This is a genomic window from Haloarcula sp. MBLA0163 (assembly GCF_055632435.1).
The window spans coordinates 2394963-2411898 of sequence record NZ_CM145745.1 but is presented as its reverse complement, the minus strand read 5'-3'; the positions used below and the strand labels follow the sequence as shown (position 1 = coordinate 2411898).

The following is a 16936-nucleotide window of genomic DNA, read 5'->3' as shown; positions in this document are numbered from 1 at the left end:
TCGAATCACACTGTGCCGCCACGAAGTACGCCGGGAGCCGAAGTACCTTTGTCGCCACCGCGGGACGAACTTGTATGGGCGACGACATCGACGAAGTGGACCGACAGATCCTCCACGCGCTCCAGGAGGACGCTCGAAACACGTCGTCGGGCGACATCGCCGACCGGACCGGCACGTCCGACAGCACGGTCCGCAAGCGAATCCAGCGTCTCGAGTCCGACGGGGTCATCAAGGGATACAGCGCCGAGGTCGACTACCAGCAGTCGGGGTATCCACTCCGCATGCTGCTGTTCTGCACCGCCTCGATACCCGAGCGCGGCGATCTCATCCCCGAGATCCTCGACATAGACGGCGTCGTCTCCGTCCAGGAGCTGGTCACGGGCGAGCAGAACCTGCTCGTCACCGTCGTCGGCGAGACGGACAGCGACATCACGCCGGTCGCACAGAAACTGCTCGACATGGGGCTGACCGTCGCCGACGAAGTGCTCGTCCGCAGCCACGAGACGACCCCGTTCGGCGAGTTCACGTCCGAGTAGTCCGCGGCGTCCACTTCGTCCCGACCGCACGCTCGCTCACAATCTGGTCGAAATACACCATCAGTACGACCGCTTCGTTCTCAGAGTGTCCGGTAGGTCCTGTTCGGTCGGGAGCCCATCCCGGCGTGGGTAGTCACACGTCGCACGCGCGGGCCCTCCAGAACGCGCGCAACTGCTATCGTCGATATCGTCATGGAGTGGCGCTACGTCGCCAGTTTTCGCTCCTCTCGCCGTCGGCCGTTACACGGTCTGACCCGCAGCGGCCGTGGCCCGAACCCGGCCGCCTTCATCTGCGTAATCATAATGTTCTATAATCCGCAATATCGAGAACGTTCTGGTAGAATAGAAGACTTTAATAACCAGTTTGTTCGTAATGGTGGGTGAAGGCGACCGGTGCCGTGCGACGCGGACCAGACGTCCGCGGTGGCGGCGACCGGTCGACACGGAACAAACGATGACGGAACAACAGCAGACGACGGCGGTCGGACAGCTTCCGAACACGGACACGGACGCGACGTCGCCGGTGCCCCGGACACTCACGGTCGTCGTGTGGGCGCTGTGTGTCGCGAGCCTCGGCGTCCTCGCCGCCCGACTCACGGTCGACGGCGCGTGGACGCTGCCCGGCGTGGCGGCCGTCGACGGGCTGACCGCCGTCATGTGGGTGGTCGTCACCTTCTTCAGCGGTATCGTCCACAGCTACTCGCGCCGCTACATGGCCGGGAGCCGGACCATCGACCGCTTCTTCGGCGGCGTGTTCGCGTTCACGGTGGCCGTGATGGTGCTGGTCGCGGCCGACCACGTCGCGCTGTTCGCCGCCGCGTGGGTGGCGATGGGCCTCGTGATGGCCGACCTGATAGGTCACGTCCGTGGCTGGCCGCAGGCACAGGCCGCGGCCGCCCTCGCCCGCCGCTACTTCCTCGCGAGCGGCGCCCTGCTGACCGTCGCGCTCGTGACGCTGTGGCTGTCGACGGGAGCGACCACCGTCTCCGGTATCGTGGCCGCCGCCGACACCGTCCCGCAGACGGCGTGGCTGGTCGCGGCGGCGGCGCTCCTGCTGGCCGCGATGATGCAGTCCGCACTGGTGCCGTTCCACACGTGGCTGCTCTCCTCGATGACCGCCCCCACGCCGGCGTCGGCGCTGATGCACGCCGGCTTCGTCAACGCGGGCGGCGTCCTGCTGCTCCGGTTCGCCCCGGTGGTCACCGCCGACGCGCAGTTCATGCTCGTGGTGCTGGTCGTCGGCGCGACGAGCGCCCTGCTGGGGAAGCTCCTCAAGACCGTCCAGTCCGACGTCAAGCGCCAACTGGGCTGCTCGACGGTCGGCCAGATGGGATTCATGATAATGCAGGCCGGGCTCGGCTTCTTCGGCGCGGCGCTCACCCACCTCATCCTGCACGGGTTCTACAAGGCCTACCAGTTCCTCTCGACGGGGAGTCAGGTCGAACAGACCGCGCCGGGCGAGGCCGACGCGACGTCGACCGGCGTCCTCGGCGCCGGCGTCGCCATCCTGTCGGCGCTCGCGGGCGGTGCCGTCTTCGCCGTCCTCACCGGCAAGGGGACCCACTTCGACAGCGGCCTCCTGCTCGCGGGGCTGGTCGTGCTGACGACGCTACACGCCACCCGCACGGCCCTCGCGAAGACCGACCTGCCGGCCACGGTCCGGTACGGGGCCGTGCCGCTCGTGTTCCTGCCGGCGATAGCCGTCTACGCGCTCACGTACAACCTCGTCAGAACTCTGCTGGTGGACGTGCCGGTCGTCACGGCCCCCACCGACCTGACGCTCGTCCACGGCGTCGTCGCGGCCGCCTTCCTCGCCGTCTACGTCGCCATCGAATGCGGCGCGTACCAGTACAGCCAGCGCCTGTACGTGGCGCTCCTGAACCTGAGCCAACCCCCCGCTGACACCGTTCTGACTGCCAAGGAGGACTACAATGAGTACTGAGACCCAGATTCACGACAGCATCGAACAGGCCGCGACCGCGGTCGGAGACGCCTGGCCGCTCCACTCCTTCGTGACGGCCAACCCGCTCTCGGGCTTCGAGGACCAGCCGTTCCACGAGGCCGTCTCCGAGGCCGCGGACCTGTTCGACGCCGACGGCTACCCGAGCCCCGAGGTGTTCCGCCAGGCCTGGGCGGCCGGCCAGATAGACCCGCAGGTCCTGCGCGCCGAACTCGCCGACCACGGCTACGACACGGACCCGGAGACATCGCTGGAGCGGATGACCGCGGCGTCGACCGACGGGGCCGAGGAGGCCGACGACGAACAGACCGTCGAGGACGAGGTGGACCGCCTCCTGACGAAGTGGCTGTCGTCGTTCCTCGACCAGGGACAGGCCCAGTGGTCGATGCCGAACCGCGAGCAGGGGTTCTACGGCGCGTTCCACGCCGTGGCTCGCCACGACGGCGAGATTCCCGACGCCGGGGCGATCGCCGACCTGCCCGCCGACCCGGTCGACGCGCTCGGACACCTCCTCGCGGACCACCCGGCCGACCGCCTGCCGGACGTCTTCGAACACCACCTGACGGCCCTGCCGGGCTGGACGGGCTACGTCAAGCAGCGCGCGGCCGACGGCGGCGACTGGCAGTCGGAGTTCCCCGTCACGCTCGAGGGCTATCTGGCGGCCCGCCTGGCGCTCGCCGACCTGGTCGGCGCGCCCATCGACCCGCTCGACGCCCCGGGCACCACCCGCACCGTCGACCCGGTCGGCGAGACCGAGGACGTCCCGCTTCGCGAGTGCTGGCTGACCGCGTGGGAGGCCAGCTACCGCGAGGAGCTGGTCGGCGCCGTCAGCGACGCCAGCGAGTCCCGCGCCGAGGCCGACGACGGCGGCCGTCCGGACGCCCAACTCGTCTTCTGTATCGACACCCGCTCGGAGATACTCCGCCGCCACCTCGAAACCACGGGCGACTACGATACGCACGGCTACGCCGGCTTCTTCGGCGTCCCGATGCGCTACGAGGGCTACGACGCCGACGTGGCTGTCGACGCCTGCCCGCCCATCGTCGACGCCCAGCACCACGTCGTCGACCGCCCGACGAAGGGCGCCGACGACGCACAGGCCGACCACGACCGCTGGTCGGCGACGCTCGACGCGGGCGGGGACCTCCTCGCGTCGCTCAAGAAGAACGCCGCGACGGCGTTCAGCTTCGTCGAGACGGCCGGGAGCGGCTACGGCGCCGCGCTGGCGGCCCGCACGCTCGCGCCGGCCCGCGCCGCCGGTCTCATCGACGCCGCCGACGACCGCACCCCCGACGAGCACGAGTTCTGCGCCCCCGGCGTGGACTACAACCCCGACGGCGTCCACGAGCTCCGCGAAGGACTCACCCTCGAGGAGAAGGTCGAGTACGCCGCGACGGCATTCGACCTGATGGGCTGGGAGGAGTTCGCCCGCCTCGTCGTGTTCACGGGCCACGCCAGCGAGACGGCGAACAACCCGTTCGATTCGAGCCTGGACTGTGGCGCCTGTGCCGGCAACCCCGGCGGACCGAGCGCACGCGTCCTCGCCGCCATCTGCAACGACGACGCCGTCCTCGAGGAGCTCCGCGAGCGCGGGTTCGACGTCCCCGAGGACACCGTCTTCCTCGCCGGCGAGCACAACACCACGACCGACGAGGTGACCCTCTACGCCGACGAGGTCCCCGAGAGCCACCATGCGGACCTCGAACAGCTCCGCGCGGACCTCGAGACGGCCCGCGAGGGGGCGGCCGCCGAGCGCGCCACCACCATGGGCGCCGAGGAGGCGGGCGTGCGCGAGACGGAGCGCCGCGCCGCCGACTGGGCGGAGACCCGTCCCGAGTGGGGCCTCGCCGGCAACGCCGGGTTCGTCGTCGGTCCCCGCGACCTCACCGAGGGCACCGACCTCGACGGGCGCGCGTTCCTCCACTCCTACGACTGGTCGACCGACCCCGACGGCGACGCGCTGGCGGCCATCATGACCGGTCCGATGGTGGTCACCCAGTGGATAAACAACCAGTACTACTTCGCCACCGTCGACACCGCTGCCTTCGGGAGCGGGTCGAAGGTCACCCACAACCCGGTCGGCAACGTCGGCGTCTACCAGGGCAACGGCGGCGACCTGATGACCGGCCTCCCGCTGCAGTCCGTGCTGGCTGCCGACGACGACCCGCACCACCAGCCCCTGCGCCTCTCGACGGTGATCCACGCGCCGGTCGACCGCGTCACCGACGTGCTGGCCGACCACGAGGAGCTCACCGACCTGCTCGACAACGGCTGGCTCTCGCTGACCGTCGTCGACCCCACGCAGGACCACCGCGCGTTCCACTACGAGGGCGAGCTGGCGTGGACGCCGATGTCCGAGAGCCCCGCCGTCGACGCGACGGAGTCGACCGCGCCGACGGTCGCGGACGACTGAGCCGCCCTTTCACGGCTCGGCGACCGCCGTCCGTCCCGACGCGACCCGTTCGCAGTTGTCTTCTCGAGACGCGCTCCAGTCGCCCTGCCGACGGCGAGGGATTCACACTCGTCGACGACCTACACGGCGGTATGCCACGAGTCGGTGTCGTCGGGGCGGGTGCGGCAGCAGCGGCGCTCAGTTACGTGGTCGACGGTACGGTGCCGGCGGCCGACGTCACGGTTCTGGAGAAGTCCGGGGGCGTCTGCGGACGGGCGGCGACCAGACGGAAGGGGGACTGCACCTACGACTACGGGGCGAACTACCTCAAGGACGACGACCCCCGCGTGACCGAACTGGTCCGAGAGACGCTCGACACCGCCGGGCTGGTCGATACGGCGGGCCCGGTGTACACCTTCGACAGCGACGGACGGGTCAGCGAGGGCCGCGACGCCGACGACCACAAGTGGAGCTACGAGGCGGGTCTGACCCAGCTCGCGAAACGGCTGTTCGACCGGACCGACGCGACGGTCCATCGACGGACGCGCGTCGAGCAACTCCGACGGCTGCCCGGCGACGAGCAGTGGGAGCTGGTCGACGGGGCCGGCGAGACGTGGGGGCCGTTTGACGCCCTCGTGATGAACCCGCCCGCCCCACAGACGGCGGCGCTGGTGCGCGAGGCGTCGTGGGACGACCCGGCACGGCGCGCGCTCGCCGACGCCGCTGGGGTTGTCGACTACCGGACTATCTGGACCGCCGTGTTGCACTACCCGTTCGAGCTCGACCGGCCCTACTACGCGCTGGTGAACACCGACAAGGAACACGAGGTCGGCTGGGTGTCCCGCGAGGAGTGCAAACCCGGGCACGTCCCGGACGGCGAGAGCCTGCTGGTCGTGCAGGCCAACCACGAGTGGTCGGTCGACAACTACGACGCGCCCGCGGCCGAGAACGTCCGGGCGCTGGCGGCGGCGACGGCGGACGTCGTCGGCGACGACAGACTGACCGACCCGGACTGGACGGACCAGCAGGGCTGGCGGTACGCCCTCACGGAGGGCGCCGTCGCCGGTGGCCCCGTCGATAGCGCCGAACAGCAGGGGCTGTACTGCGTCGGCGACTGGGTCGCCGGCGAGGCGCGGCTCCACGCCGCCGTCCGGAACGGCCTCGACACCGGCGAGCGGCTGAGCTACGCGCTGTGACCTCGTCCATGGGGGCGAGGCGGGCGGACCGTCGTCGGACGCTCCGTGAGCGACGGCACGGTCGGCCGACCTTGCACTTGCAACGCGGCCCGACTCGGCGCCCCGCGGCGTACTCCGGGTGTCGCATGACCGACTCACCGCCGACCGGCTCCGACCGTGCCTTGCACAGTCCCGCTAGCCACCTCCCGGTACGGAGGCGGCGGTAGCGTGGCGATACTCGAACTCGCCGTCGGGTTCTTCGTGCTCGCCGTCGTGGCCGGCCTCGTCGGCGCCCGCGGCGTCGCGGGCCTGTCGATGACCCTGGCGAAGTGGCTCGTCCTCGCCTTCCTCGTGCTGGCGGTGCTGTCGCTCCTGGTGTAACCGCGGCGACGGAGCGGTCGGCGGACGGACGAACCCTACGACGCCCCGGCCTCGACTGCCGACTCGTTCAGCCACGGGTCGAAGTGGACGTTGGACTCGCCCGCCGTCGTCGGGGACTCCGAGACGGCGCCGCCCTGCCCGTCCGCGAGCGTCCCGGTCACCGGATCGGCGAACGGGGCGTCCGTGTCGTTCGCGCTCGACGGGCCGCCGGCGGCCCCCCAGTAGTTGTCCGTCGCGTTCAGCGTGGCCGCCCGCTCGTTGTTGACGGCCCACAGCGTGTTGTTCACGACGGCGTTCCGGCGGACCGTCGTGCGCTCGGTCCCGCCGGCGTCGGGCGGACAGATACTGGCCTCGGGCAGGAACAGTCCCACGTCGTTCTCGGTGACGACGTTGTGGCGGACCACCAGCGGCACGTGCGTCGAGGCGGCCTGCAGCCCGACGGCGTTCGTCCGGAGCGTGTTGTTCGCGACGAGCGTCCGCCGGTCGGCGTCGCCGCCGTCGGTCGGGCCGGTCGTCGCGACGAGCACGCCGGTCCGCGCGTAGGTGATTCGGTTGTGCTCCACCACCGTGTCGGTCGCGTCTCCGCCGACGACGACGCCGTTGGTGTGCTGCGAGATGGAGTTGTTCACGACCGTCGTCCCGGTCGACCAGGCCACCTCCACGCCCGTTCCGACGGCCGCATTCCCATCGTTCCACTCGGGCCGGGAGGACTTGTCGCACTCGACGCAGCCACGGATGCTGTTGTTGGCGACCGTCGTGTTCGCGGCCCCGTGGTCGACGCTGACCGCGGTCCCGCGCGTGAACTGGCCGAACCTGTTGTCGACTATCACGGTGTCCGTGGTGTTCAAGAGGGCGACGCCACTCGTCGATGGCGTCGTCGTCGCACCGAAGGCACCGGCGCCGTAGAACCCGCTCGACTCGATGCGGACGCCCGTCGAGTCGGTCACCGAGACGCCGACCCTGTTGTCCGACGCCGTGACGTTCCTGACGGTGACGCCGTCGACGTCGTCGACAGCGATGGCCGACGCCTCGTAGTAATCGTCGGCATCGAGAGCTCTGACGGTCACGTTCGAGAGCCGTCGGTCCTCGCTGCCGACGTTGACCGCGTTCGCCAGACGGGCGACGTCGACGCTGTGACCCTGCCCGTCGACGACGACGTCGCTCGCGCGCACGCGGAGACAGGGCCTGTCGGTCAGTGCGTCTCTGGTGAGGTCGCGCGTGACGACGTACCGCCCCGGTTCGGTGATGGTCCGACACTCGGTAATCGCGGTCGGACCGGACGCCTGCGTCTGTGCGTCTACCACCGGCGTCGCGACCACCGGTGCGAGAACGAGAACGCCTAACAGTACTGGTATCCGTAGTCTCATGCCTTCTCTGACAACCGCTCGCGGTCCTGTAACTATCTGTCACGTAAGATGGGGTAAAAGCGCCGTTAAACCGGTCGTCGGTCCGGCGGCTCCGGGCACCAATTCCTACGCATCCGGTCCCACGGGCGGCGTCAGCACCCACGGTGACGCTCCGCCGACACGAACACCGAAGTAGGTAGCCGACGACACACCCACATGCGCGTTTACGAGACGGACCTCCCGGGCGTCGGGCGTCGCTACGCGGTGTCGTTCCCCGACGGCGGGCGGTTGACGGTGCTCCTCCGTAACGACGGCAGCCGCGAGACGTACTGGCGCGAGGCCGAAGGTGAGGACAGCGAGCGGCTCTTCTCGCTCACCGAGGGACAGGCGCGGAAGCTCGCCGAGATATACGACGGCACGTACTTCGAACCGGCACCGGACGACATCGACCACGCCCTCGAGGACGCGCGCATCCGCTGGGTCGAGGTCGGGCCGGACGACCCGGTCGCCGGGCGGACGCTCGGCGAGAGCGCCATTCGGAGCGACACCGGCGTCCTCGTCCTGGCGGTCCAGCGCGGCGAGCGGACGATATCGAGCCCCGACGCGCAGACGCGCGTCGAGGCCGGGGACGTTCTGGTCACCGTCGGCACGGACGAGGCCCACGCGAAACTGGCTGCGCTCCTCGACTGAGTCGTGGCGAACCCGTTGCTCGTCGCCGGAGCGGTACTGCTGGGACTGGTCGCGCTCGCCCTCGCCGCACAGCGTATCGGCCAGTCGGTCATCCCGACGTACATCCTCGCCGGCGTGGCGCTCGGCCCCTTCGGCGTCGGTCTCGGGGCCGAGACCGTCGGCGTCGCCCTCCCGACGTTGCTCTCGCTGCCGGCGGCGCTGGGCGTCGTCCTCCTGTTGTTCTTCGTGGGGCTGGAGCTGAGCGTCGCCGAACTGCTGGCCGAGCGCCGGGCGTTCGCGCTGGCCGGGGGCGTCGACGTGGGCGTCAGCCTCCCGCTGGGCTTCCTCGTCGGCCTCGCCGTGGGGTTCACGCCGCTGGAGGCGGGGTTCCTCGCGCTCGTCGTGTTCAACTCCTCGACGGTCATCATCGCGAAGTCGGTCGTCGACGCCGGGTGGCTGGGGTCCCGGACCGCCGACGCCATCTTCGGCGTCATCGTCGTCGAGGACGTCGTGACGGCGCTGTTGTTCGCGGTGCTCTCGGGGCTGGTCGCCGGCGGGAGCGGGGTCGACCTCGCCCGCTCGCTCGCCGTCGGCGTCGTCTTCCTGGTGGTCGTCGCCGCCGTGACGCTCCGCGGTGCCGACCGTCTGGGTCGGACGCTGCGGCCGCTCCGGGGGGACCTGTTCGTCGTCGCCGCCCTCGGCGTCGCGGCTCTCGTCGCCGGACTCGGGGCGCTCACCCGGACCAGCGAGGCCGTCGCCGCCTTCCTCGCCGGCGGCCTGTTCCAGAACGCCGACCTGACCGCCGAGGCCGAGCGGTACCTCGCACCGGTCCGGGACGTCTTCGCCGTCGTGTTCTTCCTCTGGGTCGGAGTCCAGACGGACCCCCGTGTGGTCGTCGACGTCACGCCGTTCGTCCTCGGCGCGGGCGCGGTGACGCTCGCGGGGCAACTCGGCAGCGGCTACTACGCCGGGCGCGCGTTCGGGCTGGACGCCGACGGCGCGGTCCGGATGGGTGCGGCGCTGACGCCGCGCGGGGAGTTCTCGCTGGTCATCGCCGCGTTCCTCACGACGGCCGGGACGACGCCGACGCTCTCGGAGACGATTCCGGCCTTCACCGTCGGCTACGTCCTCCTGACCAGCGTCGTCGGGAGCGTTCTGCTCCACCGCGCCGACGACATCGCGGGGTTCAGGCGTCGGTTGGCGGGGCTATGAGTCGTCGGCGACGGCCGCCACGAGGGCGTCGACGGCCGCTATCTCGTCGTCGGTGATGGCGTGGCCCAGTCCCTCGTACACCCGGTCGGTCACGTCGGCGTCCATCTCGCGGAACGCCGCGGCCGTCGCGCGCACGCGGTCCGGCGAGACGTAGGGGTCCTCGTCGCCACACCCGACGAAGACCGGCGTTCCCTCCAGCGACCCCGACTCGGTGGCGTCGGCGACCGGGTCCGGGCCGAGGAGGCCGCCCGCGAGCATCGCCAGCCCGCCGTACCGGGCCGGCTCGGAGGTGACGTACGCCCCGGCGACACTCGCGCCCTGCGAGAAGCCGACGAAGACGGTGCGCTCGGGGGCGACGCCGGCGTCGGCCGCCCGGTCGAGCGTGCGACCCACCAGTGCGACCGCCGAGGAGAGCCACGGCTCCCGCCGCTCGTGTGGGGCGTCGGCGGGGCCCGGGAACCACGCCTTGCCGGCCGCCTCCGGCGCGAGGTACAGCGCGCCGTGGTGGTGGAACTCGTCGGCGAGTCTGAGGAAGTGCCGCGCCGAGTCGCCGCGGCCGTGGAGCATGACGACTGCCGTCTCGGCGGCCTGGGGTGGCGCGCCCGCCGTGACGATGTCCTGTCCGGCGTGCGGGTCGGCGTCGCTCATCGGGTCACCACTCGGGCATCGACAGCGGCGGGAGTTGTGAGTCTATCATCTCGCGGTCCTCCTCCAGCCACGGCGGGAGACGGAGCGTGTCGGCCGGCGCATCGTCGTCGGGACTGACGCCCAGTCCCGGGCGTTCGGTCGCCAGTTCGAACAGGATGCCGCCGGGGTCCCGGACGTACAGCGAGTGGAAGAAGTGCCGGTCCTTGACCCGCGAGACGTCGAAGTCCCGGTCTCGCAGCAGGTCGTGCCACTCGTGGAGGTGGGCCTCGCTGTCGACGCTGACGGCGACGTGGTGGATCGACCCCGCGCCCTCCCGGCCGAACGGGGCGTCGTCTTTCAGGATGTCGACCGTCGACCCGCGCCCGTCGACGCGGTACCGGACGGCGTCGGCCGTCTCGGCGGCGAGTTCGAACCCGAACGTGTCGAGGAGGCTCGCGGTCACGTACGGACTTCGCGACCGGAGGGTGACCCCGCGGACGCCCCGAACCGCCCGGCTCTCGGGCACCGGCCCCGACTGCACCGGGACGCCGTGGTCGCCGTCGGCGACGAGGTCGACGTGGGTCCCGTCGGGGTCACGGACGGGCAGGACCTGCTCGTCGAACCGGGTCAGTGGGTCGTCGACGTCGGCCCCGTGGGCGTCGAGGCGGTCGGCCCAGTACGACAGCGTCCCGTCGGGGACGGCCAGCAGGACCGACCGGATGCCGGGGCGGCCGGTGCGACCCGCCGGCTGACCCGGCGACGCGAAGAACGTCACCACGGACCCGGGCCGGCCCGCGTCGTCGCCGTAGTAGAGGTGGTGGGTGAACTTGTCCTCGAAGTTGACCGTCCGTACCAGCGGTCGGAGCCCCAGTCCCGTGACGTAGAACTCCGCGTTGCGCTGTGGGTCGCCGCCCATGGCCGAGACGTGGTGGATGCCCGGCGTGTCCGAGAGCATCAGAGCCCTTCGAACTGGGTGATGGCCTCGCGCCAGTCGTCGGGAATCTCCTGTGGCGCCTCGGCCTCGCGGTCGTAGGTGACGACCGTCGTCTCGCCCGTGGCCGCGACCGCGTCGCCGTCGCGGACCTCGTACTCGAACGGGAAGCTCTTGGTGCCGAGCCGGGGGACCCGGACGCCGACCGAGACGCTCTCGGCCGACCGAACGGGGCGTTCGTAGTCGAGTTCGAGGTTCGCGATGACGATGCCCGTCCCCTCGCCCTCCGCCGAGAGGTACGACCGGTCGCCGCGGGCGACGACCTCCGCGAGGTAGTCGATGCGGGCCTCCTCCAGATAGGTGCCGTAGCGGACGTTGTTGACGTGACCGTAGGTGTCCAGATCGTCGTAGCGGACGTCCACCGTCGTCGTGAACTCGAAGCTCATGCCAGCAACTCCGCGTGCTTCTGCTTCAACTTCTCTATCTTCGGCGGGATGGTCATCTGGCAGTAGGCCTGGTTCGGGTTCTTCTCGAAGTAGTCCTGGTGGTACTCCTCGGCGGGGTAGAACGTCTCCAGCGGTTCGACCTCGGTGACGATGTCGTCGTCGTAGCCCGGCTGGATCTCCTCGATGAACGCCTCGACGGTCGCCCGCTGAGCGTCGTCGTGGTAGAAGACCGCAGAGCGATACTGGGTGCCAACGTCGTTGCCCTGCCGATTCAGCGTCGTCGGGTTGTGGGTCGTGAAGAACACCGCGAGGAGGTCCTCGTAGCTCACGACGTCGGGGTCGAAGGTTAGCTGGACGCACTCGGCGTGGCCCGTCTCCTCGCGACAGACCGCCTCGTAGGAGGGGTTCTCGACGTGGCCGCCGGCGTAGCCCGACACCACGTCATCGACCCCGTTCACCTGCTTGAACACCGACTCGGTACACCAGAAACAGCCGCCGGCGAAGGTCGCTTGCTCGGTCATCACCAGCAGTAGGCGCGGCAGGCACAAAAGGAGACGGCCGGTGTCGACGCCGCTCAGTCGGCGTCCGGCGTCGCGGTCGGGCCCACCGTCCCGGCGGCGTCGTCAATCGAGCTCCCGCCCAGCGACCGACCGGAGTTCCCGACGACGAGCAGACTGCTCGCGGTCATCGCCACCGCCGCGAACAGCGGGTTCAGCAGGCCCAGCAGTGCCAGCGGCAGCGCGACGGCGTTGTAGCAGAACGCCCACGCGAGGTTCTCCCGGATGCGCCGGCGGGTCGCCGCGGTCAGGTCGAACACGCGGGGGACCGCCCGGAGGTCGTCGGTCGTCACGACGGCGTCGGCCGCGTCGGCGGCGAGTTTCGTCCCCGACGCCAGCGAGATACCGAGGTCGGCCGACCCCAGTGCCGGGGCGTCGTTGGTGCCGTCGCCGACCATGGCCACGGTCCCCCGCGACTGCAACCGCTCGACTACCTCGGCCTTCGCCTCCGGCGGGACGCCGGCGAACACCTCGTCGACCGCGTCGTGGTCGCGGAACGGTGCCGCGGCCTCGGGGCTGTCACCGGTGATGACGACGACCTCGTGCTCGGCCGAGAGGGCGGTGACGACCGACTCCCACGCGTCGCGGGGTCGGTCCCCGCCGACGACGACGCCGCGGGCGCGCCCGTCCCACCCGACCAGCGCGGGGACGTGGCCGTCCGCTCGGGCCTCGTCACACCGCGCTTGCAGGTCGGCGGGGACCGAGAGGTCGCGGTCCCGGAGGAGCGGGGGCGTCCCGACCACGACTCGGTCGCCGTCGACGCTGGCGCTGACGCCGCGACCGGGGTGGCGCTCGAACCCGTCGACGGCAGCGTCCGGGGGCGGCGCCGCGTCGGTCACGGCCGTCGCCAGCGGGTGGTCCGCGAACTGTTCGACGGCCGCGGCGCGACGCAGCACCTCGTCGTCGGGGCGGGCCAGCAGCGTCACCTCGCCGGTCGTCAGCGTCCCCGTCTTGTCGAGGGCGACGACGTCGACGTCGGTGGCCGTCTCGAACACGGCGCCGTCGGTGACGACGATGCCCTCCTCCAGGGCCGTCTTGACCCCCGCGGCGGTCGCGAGCGGCGTCGCCAGCCCCAGCGCGCAGGGACAGGAGACCACCAGCACCGCGAGGCCGGTCAGCAGGGCGTCGGTCGCGCCCGTGCCCGCGAGGAGGTGACCGACGAGAGCCAGGCCGGCCAGCGCGACCACCAGCGGGACGAAGACGGCCGCGATACGGTCGACGAGTCGCTGGACGCCGCCCCGGTCGCTCTGGACGGTCCACAGCAGTTCGGTGAGGCGGTCGACCGTGCTCTCGGCGTTGGGGCCGACTTCGACGACGAGTGCGCCCTCGGTGACCATCGCGCCGCCGACGACCTCGTCGCCCTCGGTCCTCCGGACGGGGAGGGACTCCCCGGTGACCAGCGACTCGTCGACGGCCCCGGTGCCCTCGACGACCCGGCCGTCGACCGGCACCCGTTCGCCGGACTTGACGACCACCTCGTCGCCGGGGTCCAGCGCCGCGAGGTCGACCGTCTCGGTGCCCGCGGCGGTCCGGCGGCGGGCCGCGTCGGCGCGCTGGGCCGTGAGGTCGGTCAGCCGACCGGCCGCCGCCCGTCGCACCCGGTCCTGATAGTAGTCGCCGACCGACACCGCGAGCACGATGACCGTCGCCACGTCGAAGTACACCTCCGTCTCGCCGAGGCCGACGGCGACGACGCTGTAGGCGAAGGCCGTCGTCGCGGCCATCGCCACCAGCAGGTCCATATTCGGCCGGCCGGCCCGCAGGCTGACGTACGCGCCCCGCAGGAGCGGCCACCCCGTGTAGCCGACGACGACGGCGGTCATCACCGCCATGTTCCACAGCAGGTAGTCGCCGGCCGGTCCGCTCGGGTCGAGCAACAGCAGTTCCGGGTCGACGCCGAGGTAGGCCGGGTAGAGGAAGAGGACGTACCACAGCATAGTCATCATGCCGAAGAAGCCGCCGACGACGAGGCGGCCCGCCAGTTCGTGGTCGTCCTCGCGGTCAGTCGTCCGGAACCCCGCCTCGTAGCCGGTGCCGGCCACCACGTCGGGCAGGTCCTCCTCCGCGACCACCTCGGGGTCGTAGGTGAGCTTCATCGTCCCGGTGGCGTAACTGGCGGCCGCCGCGGCGACGCCCTCGCGGTCGGTCGCCCGGGCCTCGAGGAACGTCTCGCAGGTCGCACAGTGCATCCCGTCGACGGCGAGGAAGGCCGTCTCGCCGTCGACCGTCGCTGGGTCCGGGCCGCTGTCGACGTCCTCGACCGTCTCCCCGTCGGGGTCGTCGAGCGTCCGGGCGACCTCCAGACACCCGCGACAGCAGAAGGCACCGTCGACACCGCTGTCGGTGACGGGCGACGTCGTCGCGAGGCCACAGAGGGTGCAGTCGGTCATGTCAGGTCCACGGCATCGGCAGCGGTGGTCTCGGGACGGCGACGCCGAACGCCGCCAGTCCGTTGGCGAGCGGGACGAGTGCGAGGATGAGGAAGACGGCGCCGAGGGCGCGGTGGAGCGACGACCGGCGGCCCGGCGACAGCGACCCGAAGGCGGTGCCGTAGGCGAACACCAGCGGGACGGTGCCGACCCCCAGCGCCGCCAGCGAGAGCGCGCCGGTCGCGGCCGACCCCGTCGCGAAGGCGTAGAGGAACGCCGGATAGAGCAGCGGACAGGGCAACAGGCCGTGCATCGCGCCCAGCGCGACCATCCCGGGGCCGTCCACGAGGGCGTCGAGTCGCGCGACCAGCGCCGCCGAGACGAGCTGGAACACGTCCCCGACGACCGGCAGCGAGGCGGCCACGTCGGTGGCCTGGCCCCGCGTCAGGTAGCCCACGCCGACGGCGAGGACGAACAGGCCCACGAGGACGCCGACGACGCCGCGGACGGTGGTCGCCACTCGCGCGAGGCCGGCGGCGTCGTACAGCAGGCCCCCGGCGGCACCGAACGCCGCCCCCAACAGCGTGTAGCTCACGGCGCGGCCGACGTTGAACAGCGCCTGCTGGCGGATCTCGTGCGCGGAGACCGGGCCCCCGGTGTCGAGGCGGTCGGCGTAGGTCGTCACCAGCGGGCCACACATCCCCAGACAGTGGACGCTCCCGAGGAGACCGAGACCGGCGAAGGCCGCCAGTCCGGCCGTCTCGCCGGCGCTCAGACCGGCCGTGACGGGGGCCATCTCAGGCGGCCTGTCCCTCGTGCGGGCCGGTCATCAGGAGGAGGCTCCCGGCGATGAGGACGACGCTGACCAGCGAGAGCGCCACTATCGTCCGACCGGTCCCCAGCAGGTAGTACGCCACGGGCGCGAGCCCGAGGAGCGCGAGCACTGTGACGAGTCGCGGGCTGGACGTGGACATGGTCGGCCGTACGATTGAGGGAGCATAAAAACCGTCGGCAGTTCCTGCCCACTGAAAAGCCGGTGTCGCCTTTTTGGGACGTTCCGCTGTGGCCACGAACATGGGTAGTGGAACCGATACAACGCAGATACTGCCTCGCACGGTTCTGGAGGGGCACCGATGACGCTCGGACGCCGCGAGTTCGTCCGGACCGCGGCCGCCGGGGCCGCACTGGGCGCGGTCGGCACGGCGACAGCACAGGAAGAGCCCGACTACGGCGGCTGGTTCGACGACGTCTCGAACTACGACGGGACCGTCGACAAACGGGGACAGGACAGCGTCGAGATAGCCGTCGGCGCCCAGGGGAACAACGGCGCGTTCGCCTTCTCGCCGGCGGCGGTGATGGTCAGCCCTGGCACGGAGGTCGTCTGGACGTGGACGGGCGAGGGCGGCGGCCACAACGTCGTCTCGGACGGCGACGGGCCGCTGGACTCGGGCGAACTCGTCTCCGAGCAGGGTGCGACCTACAGCTACACCTTCGAGAGCGAGGGCATCTACAAGTACGTCTGCGAGCCACACGCCGGGCTCGGGATGAAAGGCGCCGTCGTCGTCAGACCCGGCGGCGGCAGTGGCGGCAGCGGCGGCGGCACCGCTCAGGGGCCGCCGGCGAACCCCGACTACGGTGGCTGGTTCGACGACGTCTCGAACTTCGAGGGCGAGACGGTCGACCGCACCGGCCAGGACAGCGTCGAGGTCGCCGTCGGCGCACAGGGGAACAACGGCGCGTTCGCCTTCGACCCACCGGCGGTCCGGGTCTCGCCGGGCACGGAGGTCGTGTTCACCTGGACGGGTGACGGCGGCGGCCACAACGTCGTCTCGGACGGCGACGGCCCCCTCGACTCGGGTGACCCGGTTTCCGAGGCCGGAACCACGTACAGCTACACCTTCGAGGAGACGGGCATCTACAAGTACGTCTGCGAACCGCACCTCTCGCTCGGGATGAAAGGGGCCGTCGTCGTCGGCGGGCCGCCCGGCGGGAGCGGTGGCGGTGGTGGCGGTGGGAGTCAGCGCCTGCCCGTCTCGGGCCCGCGGTGGCTCCTCAGCGGCTCGGTCCTCTTCGCGTTCTTCACGCCGCTGCTGTACGCGGCGGCGATGCGTCACCGCGAGTCGACGCGGCCACCGCAGGACCGCGTCGGCCCGGACGGGACGGTACCCGTCGAGGAGGCAACGGAAGCGGAACCGGAAACCGAACTCGGCCACGACGAGTACGACCCGAAGGGGACGGCGGCGCTCGTCGCGTTCTACTTCGTGCTCATCGCCCTGCTGTGGGTGTTCATGTACTTCGTCGAGTTCCTCGGCCGCGTCTCGGTCATCGGGTGATC

General features: G+C 71.0%; 16 protein-coding genes. 8 read left to right on the top strand and 8 right to left on the bottom strand.

Going from position 1 to position 16936, the window contains the following annotated elements; all coding sequences use genetic code 11:
• The first annotated feature begins 74 nt into the window (after positions 1-74).
• The 5 genes from ACV7GQ_RS12830 (at position 75) to ACV7GQ_RS12810 (ending at position 6444) form a co-directional block, all read left to right on the top strand.
• Complete coding sequence (locus ACV7GQ_RS12830) at positions 75-536, top strand: Lrp/AsnC family transcriptional regulator (protein WP_470310628.1); 462 nt, start codon at positions 75-77, stop codon at positions 534-536.
• A gap of 454 nt (positions 537-990) precedes the next feature.
• Positions 991-2478, top strand: coding sequence for a proton-conducting transporter transmembrane domain-containing protein (locus ACV7GQ_RS12825; RefSeq protein WP_470310627.1), 1488 nt, complete (start codon positions 991-993; stop codon positions 2476-2478).
• Positions 2468-4909, top strand: a complete 2442-nt coding sequence (locus tag ACV7GQ_RS12820) for a DUF2309 domain-containing protein (protein ID WP_470310626.1) — start codon at positions 2468-2470, stop codon at positions 4907-4909. Before ACV7GQ_RS12825 ends, ACV7GQ_RS12820 begins: the two co-directional genes overlap by 11 nt.
• A gap of 131 nt (positions 4910-5040) precedes the next feature.
• The gene (locus tag ACV7GQ_RS12815) at positions 5041-6084 is read left to right on the top strand and encodes an NAD(P)/FAD-dependent oxidoreductase (protein ID WP_470310625.1); all 1044 of its coding nucleotides are present in this window, start codon (positions 5041-5043) and stop codon (positions 6082-6084) included.
• A 213-nt stretch (positions 6085-6297) separates the two neighbouring features.
• Entirely contained in the window at positions 6298-6444 is a 147-nt protein-coding gene (locus ACV7GQ_RS12810; protein ID WP_470313166.1) for a DUF1328 family protein, read from the top strand.
• A 35-nt stretch (positions 6445-6479) separates the two neighbouring features.
• On the opposite strand, the gene ACV7GQ_RS12805 is transcribed toward ACV7GQ_RS12810, so the two are convergent.
• Entirely contained in the window at positions 6480-7748 is a 1269-nt protein-coding gene (locus ACV7GQ_RS12805) for a right-handed parallel beta-helix repeat-containing protein (RefSeq protein ID WP_470310624.1), read from the bottom strand.
• Positions 7749-8006: 258 nt separating this feature from the next.
• Between ACV7GQ_RS12805 and ACV7GQ_RS12800 the strand changes: the two genes are divergently transcribed.
• Positions 8007-8480 (top strand): cation:proton antiporter regulatory subunit, encoded by a 474-nt coding sequence (locus tag ACV7GQ_RS12800; protein WP_470310623.1) that lies wholly within the window; start codon positions 8007-8009, stop codon positions 8478-8480.
• A 3-nt stretch (positions 8481-8483) separates the two neighbouring features.
• Positions 8484-9671, top strand: coding sequence for a cation:proton antiporter (locus ACV7GQ_RS12795; protein WP_470310622.1), 1188 nt, complete (start codon positions 8484-8486; stop codon positions 9669-9671).
• On the opposite strand, the gene ACV7GQ_RS12790 is transcribed toward ACV7GQ_RS12795, so the two are convergent.
• The 7 genes from ACV7GQ_RS12790 to ACV7GQ_RS12760 are packed head-to-tail and all read right to left on the bottom strand — an operon-like array spanning position 9666 to position 15575.
• On the bottom strand, positions 9666-10319 hold the full coding sequence (locus ACV7GQ_RS12790) for an alpha/beta hydrolase (RefSeq protein ID WP_470310621.1): 654 nt from the start codon (positions 10317-10319) through the stop codon (positions 9666-9668). The genes ACV7GQ_RS12795 and ACV7GQ_RS12790 overlap by 6 nt on opposite strands.
• A gap of 4 nt (positions 10320-10323) precedes the next feature.
• A complete protein-coding gene (locus tag ACV7GQ_RS12785; protein ID WP_470310620.1) occupies positions 10324-11253 on the bottom strand; it encodes a VOC family protein in 930 nt (309 codons plus the stop codon).
• Entirely contained in the window at positions 11253-11675 is a 423-nt protein-coding gene (locus tag ACV7GQ_RS12780; protein WP_470310619.1) for an acyl-CoA thioesterase, read from the bottom strand. Before ACV7GQ_RS12780 ends, ACV7GQ_RS12785 begins: the two co-directional genes overlap by 1 nt.
• Positions 11672-12196, bottom strand: a complete 525-nt coding sequence (gene msrA, locus ACV7GQ_RS12775) for a peptide-methionine (S)-S-oxide reductase MsrA (protein ID WP_470310618.1) — start codon at positions 12194-12196, stop codon at positions 11672-11674. Before msrA ends, ACV7GQ_RS12780 begins: the two co-directional genes overlap by 4 nt.
• 53 nt (positions 12197-12249) lie before the next feature.
• Positions 12250-14622 (bottom strand): heavy metal translocating P-type ATPase, encoded by a 2373-nt coding sequence (locus ACV7GQ_RS12770; protein ID WP_470310617.1) that lies wholly within the window; start codon positions 14620-14622, stop codon positions 12250-12252.
• A 1-nt stretch (position 14623) separates the two neighbouring features.
• A complete protein-coding gene (locus tag ACV7GQ_RS12765; RefSeq protein ID WP_470310616.1) occupies positions 14624-15397 on the bottom strand; it encodes a sulfite exporter TauE/SafE family protein in 774 nt (257 codons plus the stop codon).
• Between the two features lies 1 nt (position 15398).
• Entirely contained in the window at positions 15399-15575 is a 177-nt protein-coding gene (locus ACV7GQ_RS12760) for a DUF8131 family protein (RefSeq protein ID WP_470310615.1), read from the bottom strand.
• 159 nt (positions 15576-15734) lie between these two features.
• Between ACV7GQ_RS12760 and ACV7GQ_RS12755 the strand changes: the two genes are divergently transcribed.
• Positions 15735-16934: a halocyanin domain-containing protein gene (locus ACV7GQ_RS12755; protein WP_470310614.1), complete on the top strand. Its 1200-nt coding sequence runs from the start codon at positions 15735-15737 to the stop codon at positions 16932-16934.
• Positions 16935-16936 lie beyond the last annotated feature (2 nt).

Excerpts from the sequence above, each read along its gene's own strand:
- ACV7GQ_RS12830 (WP_470310628.1), top strand. The coding sequence starts at position 75 with ATGGGCGACGACATCGACGAAGTGGACCGACAGATCCTCCACGCGCTC.
- ACV7GQ_RS12825 (WP_470310627.1), top strand. The coding sequence starts at position 991 with ATGACGGAACAACAGCAGACGACGGCGGTCGGACAGCTTCCGAACACG.
- ACV7GQ_RS12820 (WP_470310626.1), top strand. The coding sequence starts at position 2,468 with ATGAGTACTGAGACCCAGATTCACGACAGCATCGAACAGGCCGCGACC.
- ACV7GQ_RS12815 (WP_470310625.1), top strand. The coding sequence starts at position 5,041 with ATGCCACGAGTCGGTGTCGTCGGGGCGGGTGCGGCAGCAGCGGCGCTC.
- ACV7GQ_RS12800 (WP_470310623.1), top strand. The coding sequence starts at position 8,007 with ATGCGCGTTTACGAGACGGACCTCCCGGGCGTCGGGCGTCGCTACGCG.
- ACV7GQ_RS12790 (WP_470310621.1), bottom strand. The coding sequence starts at position 10,319 with ATGAGCGACGCCGACCCGCACGCCGGACAGGACATCGTCACGGCGGGC.
- ACV7GQ_RS12785 (WP_470310620.1), bottom strand. The coding sequence starts at position 11,253 with ATGCTCTCGGACACGCCGGGCATCCACCACGTCTCGGCCATGGGCGGC.
- ACV7GQ_RS12780 (WP_470310619.1), bottom strand. The coding sequence starts at position 11,675 with ATGAGCTTCGAGTTCACGACGACGGTGGACGTCCGCTACGACGATCTG.
- msrA (WP_470310618.1), bottom strand. The coding sequence starts at position 12,196 with ATGACCGAGCAAGCGACCTTCGCCGGCGGCTGTTTCTGGTGTACCGAG.
- ACV7GQ_RS12770 (WP_470310617.1), bottom strand. The coding sequence starts at position 14,622 with ATGACCGACTGCACCCTCTGTGGCCTCGCGACGACGTCGCCCGTCACC.
- ACV7GQ_RS12765 (WP_470310616.1), bottom strand. The coding sequence starts at position 15,397 with ATGGCCCCCGTCACGGCCGGTCTGAGCGCCGGCGAGACGGCCGGACTG.
- ACV7GQ_RS12760 (WP_470310615.1), bottom strand. The coding sequence starts at position 15,575 with ATGTCCACGTCCAGCCCGCGACTCGTCACAGTGCTCGCGCTCCTCGGG.
- ACV7GQ_RS12755 (WP_470310614.1), top strand. The coding sequence starts at position 15,735 with ATGACGCTCGGACGCCGCGAGTTCGTCCGGACCGCGGCCGCCGGGGCC.